The organism is Bradyrhizobium oropedii (assembly GCF_020889685.1).
Taxonomy (GTDB): domain Bacteria; phylum Pseudomonadota; class Alphaproteobacteria; order Rhizobiales; family Xanthobacteraceae; genus Bradyrhizobium; species Bradyrhizobium oropedii.
On sequence record NZ_JACMYO010000320.1, the window covers coordinates 1 to 5204 of the forward strand.

The 5204-nt window shown below is 65.5% G+C and carries 3 protein-coding genes; all 3 read right to left on the minus strand.

The annotated features are described in order from the left end of the window. Positions 1-54 precede the first annotated feature (54 nt). A complete protein-coding gene (pdeM, locus tag H8A95_RS41495) occupies positions 55-726 on the minus strand; it encodes a ligase-associated DNA damage response endonuclease PdeM (protein ID WP_229188244.1) in 672 nt (223 codons plus the stop codon). Between the two features lie 145 nt (positions 727-871). Then, positions 872-3493 carry a ligase-associated DNA damage response DEXH box helicase gene (locus H8A95_RS41500; protein ID WP_229188246.1) on the minus strand — a complete coding sequence of 874 codons (2622 nt, stop codon included), beginning with the start codon at positions 3491-3493 and terminating at the stop codon, positions 872-874. Positions 3494-3720: 227 nt separating this feature from the next. Continuing rightward, on the minus strand, positions 3721-4947 hold the full coding sequence (locus H8A95_RS41505; protein WP_229188245.1) for an ABC transporter substrate-binding protein: 1227 nt from the start codon (positions 4945-4947) through the stop codon (positions 3721-3723). Positions 4948-5204: the final 257 nt, after the last annotated feature.

The window sequence follows — 5204 nt, forward strand, 5'->3', positions numbered from 1 at the left end:
ACGACACCGAGTGTTTGGCACGGCACAGGAATGTTGGTTGCAGCGAGTCGACCGTCAATAGCACCGCGACGCCACAAACGCGTGGACGCGATTGTCGCCGAGCACATGGGCCATGAAGCCCGGCGACCCGAATATCTTGGCAAACGCCCGATCGCGGATGCTCAAGCCGCCGGTGTAGGCGCCGAAGGCCGGCATCACCGCGCGCTCGCCGTCACTGGCGAAACAGCGCCGTTCGATCGAGCGGCCGCGGGTCGGCACCCGCGCCTTGGGATGAAGATGCCCGGCGATCTCGCCGGCAGCTCCGGTCGGCTCATGGCGGAACACGATCGGGCCGATCGCAACTTCAGTGGCGACCACGCCGCCGAGACTGGACGGCAGCGCCGGATCATGGTTGCCGGCGATCCAGATCCAGTTGCGCCGCACCTGCAGCGCCGCGAGCGCCTCGCGATCCCCATCCGACAGGCGCGCATGCGCATCGCGATCGTGAAAGCTGTCGCCGAGCGCAATCACCTGTCGCGGATCGTGCCGCGCGATGACGGCGGCGAGCCGGCTCAACGTCGCCACCGTGTCGTAGGGCGGCAGCAGCACGCCGCGGCTGGCGAAGCTCGAACCCTTTTCCAGATGCAGGTCGGACACCACGAGCAGGCGCTGCTGTTCCCAGAACAGCGCGCCGGAGAAATCCGCCACGAAGCCGACATCCGCCACCGTGACCCTCGAAACGCGCATGTCGTCACCGTCTCGCAAAGCTGGCGCGCTTGCCGTCACGTCCTGTTCCCCAGAGTTATGATCCGATCGAATCGGATCATATTCTTTTCTGGTCGCGTTTTCTTCACGCGAACCGGTATCCACTTCGCTCGAAAACGCTCCAGCGTTAGGTCATAGCCTCCCGCACGAGTTCCTCGGCCGCCTCGGCCAGAAGCTCGTCGGATGCTTCGCCATAAACTGACTCGCGGCCGATTTCCAGCAGCGCGGGGACGGCAAGCGGAGAAACGTGGTCGAGGTCCTTGTGAGTGATTCGGCCGTGGATGCGCGAAAGCATGTCGCTGAGGCGGCGGAGATCGAGCAATCCCGTGGCGGCATCGCCGCGCGCGGCGCGCAGCAGCACGTGGTCGGCCTGGTGCTTGCGCAGCACGTCGTAGATCAGGTCGGTCGAGAACAGCACCTGGCGGCGCGACTTCTCCTCGTCGGTGAAGCGGCGCGCGATCAGGCCGGAGATGATGGCGCAGTTGCGGAAGGTGCGCTTCATCAGCGCGGACTCCGCAAGCCATGCCTCGAGGTCGTCGCCGAGCATGTCGGGATCGAACAGCGCGTTGAGATCGAGCTTGCCGTGCCGGATCATGAAGGAGAGATCGCCGACGCCCCAGACCGCGAGCGCGTATTCATTGGCGACGAAACCGAGCGGACGGGCGCGGGCGCGCTCCAGCCGGCGCGTCAACAGCATGCCGAGCGTCTGGTGCGCGAGCCGCCCCTCGAAGGGATAGCAGACCAGGTAATGGCTGCCGCCGCGCGGAAAGGTCTCGACCAGGAGCTCGCGCACCGCCGGGACGCGGGAGAATCTTCGCTGTAGCGTGAGCCAGTCGTGCACCTGATCCGGCAGCGCCGTCCAGGCCCGGCTGTTGTCGAGCAATTTGCGGACACGCTCGGCAAGATAGGTCGAGAGCGGGAACTTGCCGCCCATATAGGACGGCACTTTTGCATCTTTATCATTGGCGCGGGAGACATAGACTTGGTCCTCGACCAGCGCCTCGTAACGCACCACCTCGCCGCCGAACACGAAGGTGTCGCCGGGCACCAGGCCTTCGATGAAGACCTCCTCGATCTCGCCGAGCATCCGGCCGCCGCGGGCGATCGCACCGGTCGATCCGCCGCTTTTCCCTTGGCCACCGGCACGCGAGCGCACCAGCCGCACCTTCAGCATGGTCTCCTCGACGATGGTGCCGACGTTGAGGCGATAGCTCTGCCGCACCTTGGGATTGGTGACGCGCCAGCGGCCCTGCTTGTCCTGCTTGATGCGCGCGAAACGCTCATAGGTCTTCAGCGCGTAGCCGCCGGTCGCAACGAAATCGACCACATCGTCGAAATCCGTCCGCGCCAGCGCTGCATAGGGTGCCGCGGTCCTCACCTCATCGTAGAGCTCATCGGACAAAAACGGCTTGCCGCAGGCGCAGCCGAGCACGTGCTGGGCCAGCACGTCGAGCGCGCCGGTGCGCAGCGGCGGGGTGTCCTGCGCATTCTCCGCGATGGCATCGATCGCGACGGCGCATTCCAGCACTTCGAACCGGTTGGCCGGCACCAGCACCGCGCGCGAGGCCTCGTCGAAGCGATGGTTGGCGCGGCCGATCCGCTGCATCAGCCGCGACGAGCCTTTGGGCGCGCCGATATTGATGACGAGGTCGACATCGCCCCAGTCGACCCCGAGATCGAGCGAGGAGGTGCAGACCACGCCGCGCAGGCGGCCGGCGGCCATTGCGTCCTCGACCTTGCGGCGCTGCGCGACGTCGAGCGAGCCGTGATGCAGCGCGATCGCGAGCCCGTCATCGTTCATGCGCCACAGATCCTGGAACAGCATCTCGGCCTGGCTGCGGGTGTTGACGAACACCAGCGTGGTCTTGTTGCGCTTGATCAGCTCATAGACCTCGGGCAGCGCATGACGCGCGCTGTGGCCTGACCACGGCAGCCGCTCCCGGGTGTCGAGCATCTCGACCACCGGCGGCGCGGCGCCGCCGGCAATGACAACGTCGGCGGACACGCTCTCGCCGCCCGGCTGCGGCACCAGGAAGCGCGCGAGCTGTTCCGGCTCGGCGACCGTTGCCGAGAGGCCGATAGCGCGCGCCTGTGGCGCGATGGTCCAGAGCCGCGCCAGCCCGAGCGACAGCAGATCGCCGCGCTTGGAGGTGACGAGCGCATGCAGCTCGTCGAGCACGATGCGCTTCAGCGAAGAGAACAGAAACGGCGCGTCGTCGGAGGCGAGCAGCAGCGCCAGTTGCTCCGGCGTGGTGAGCAGGATGTCCGGCGGATAGCGCCGCTGCCGCTGCCGCCGCGACACCGGCGTGTCGCCGGTGCGGGTCTCGATCTTGATCGGCAAGCCCATCTCGGCAACCGGCGTCTCCAGATTGCGCGCGATATCGACCGCTAGCGCCTTGAGTGGCGAGATGTAGAGCGTGTGCAGCCCGCCGCTGCGGCGAACGCTGCGGCCGGCGGAAACGACCTTTGGCCTTGGATCGGCTTCAACGGCGCCTTCCTGCCGCAGCGGCTTGATCCCACCCGGCTCGCCCGCCAGTTCCACCAGCGTCGGCAAGAATCCCGCCAGCGTTTTGCCAGCGCCGGTCGGCGCGATCAACAGCGCGGAGCATTCCTCGCGCGCCTTCGCCAGCAGCGCAAGCTGATGCTCACGCGGCGACCAGCCGCGTGAGGCGAACCAGTCGCGAAACCGGCGCGGCAAGAGATCGGCCGTTTCCGACGGCGGGACGGAAAAGAGATCGAGCGTCGACACGCCCAAGAGGTAAGTGGTTCAGGCGGTTTCGTCGAGGGCGGGCGGAAATGGCGGCAGGTGGCAAGGGGGTACCCCTACCCCTCGCCAACGTCATTGCGAGGAGCGAAGCGACGAAGCAATCCATCTTCCCCCGGGAGGATAGATGGATTGCTTCGCGGAGCCTGTCATCGGGCGCGCGTTCGCGCGACCCGTTGGCTCGCAATGACGGGGATGAAGCGCCCGCGCCCCTACTCCGTCATCGGCTCGCCGAAGAGGTCCCAATCCTTGCCGTTGAAGATCGAGACATAGAGCGTCTTCATCGGCGTGTAGTCGTCGGGCGTGTAGCTGTAGTTGATCCCGTCAAGGAAATAGGGCGAGTGGAAACCGGCTAGCGTGGTGGCGTGCTTCAGCACGTTGGCGCGGGTCAGGTCGTCGCCGCAGCGGCGAAGGATCTCGCCCATCGTCGCCGCCTGGCCATACCCGGCGAAAGCGATGGTGTTATCGGGATCGATGTTCGGCAAATACTTCTTGCGCAGCTCCTCGAACGCGACCACGTCCGCGTCCTTCTCGTAGCGCGGCACGCCGACTTCCTTGTTGTAGCGGATCGCGACGATGTCCTTGGCGTTCTCGAGGCCGGCGGCGCTCAGGATCGAGCGGCCGGTCGAGCCCGCCGACAACAGCTGCAGCGGCTTCCAGCCGAGCTCGGCGACCTTGCGGATCGACTGCGACGTCGCCTTGCCGGTAGTGATGTTGTAAAATACGTCGGCGCCCGACTTCGACAGATTGATGAGCTGGGAATCGACCGTCGGATCGGTGAGATCGTAGGTCTGCTCCATGATCACCTGCGCCTTGCCGCCGGCATCGGCCAGCACCTTCTTGAACGGCCCGAGGAAGTCGCGGCCGAAATCATCGTTCTGGTAGAGAATGCCGATCTTGGCGTTGGGCTTCACGCTGACGACGTGCTTGGCGAGGATGCGCGCTTCGGTCGGATAGAGCGGCAGACCCGCCATGGTCCATTTGAAGTTCTTCGGGTCGTTCCACTTCGAGGCGCCGGTATTCAGCAGCAATTGAGGGACGCCCTTGGAATTGAGGTATTTGTGCACTGAGGTCTGCGGCGCGGTGCCGAGCGAGCCGTAGAGCGCCAGCACCTCCTCCTGCTCGACCAGCCGACGCGTCGCCTCGACGCATTTCGGCGCGCTGTAGGCGTCGTCCATGGTGAGGAATTTCACCTTGCGGCCGTTGATGCCGCCCTTGTCGTTCAGCATCTGGAAATAGGCTTCGCCGACGCGGCCGAGCACGCCATAGAGCGAGCCCGGACCGGAATGCGGCACGGTCTGGCCGAGCTTGATCTCGGTGTCGCTCGAACCCGGATCGTACTTCTTATCCGCGGCCCGAACGAACGGCGCAGGCAGCACGGACGCTGCGATGACGGACAATGCAGTGGCGCCGAATTCGCGCCTTGTATGTTTTTTCATTATTTCTCTCCCTGAGGCGAAAAGCTCTCGCATTCCGCCCAGCGCCGGGCAAGCGCGAAGTCACCACTTTGCGGCGCAATGCCGCGTCACGGCAAATGCGTAGCGTGTAGACTCAAGTTGGAGTGCGAACTCGGTTCTCTCTTCCCTTCTCCCCTTGTGGGAGAAGGTGGCGCGGACGCAGTCCGCGACGGATGAGGGGTATGCATCCGCGGAGACAAACCCCTCACCCCGCTTCGCTGCGCGAAGCGACCCTCTCC

What these genes read in the sequence shown, in the direction of transcription:
- H8A95_RS41505 (WP_229188245.1), bottom strand. Translation starts at nt 4,947, where the DNA reads ATGAAAAAACATACAAGGCGCGAATTCGGCGCCACTGCATTGTCCGTC.
- pdeM (WP_229188244.1), bottom strand. Translation starts at nt 726, where the DNA reads ATGCGCGTTTCGAGGGTCACGGTGGCGGATGTCGGCTTCGTGGCGGAT.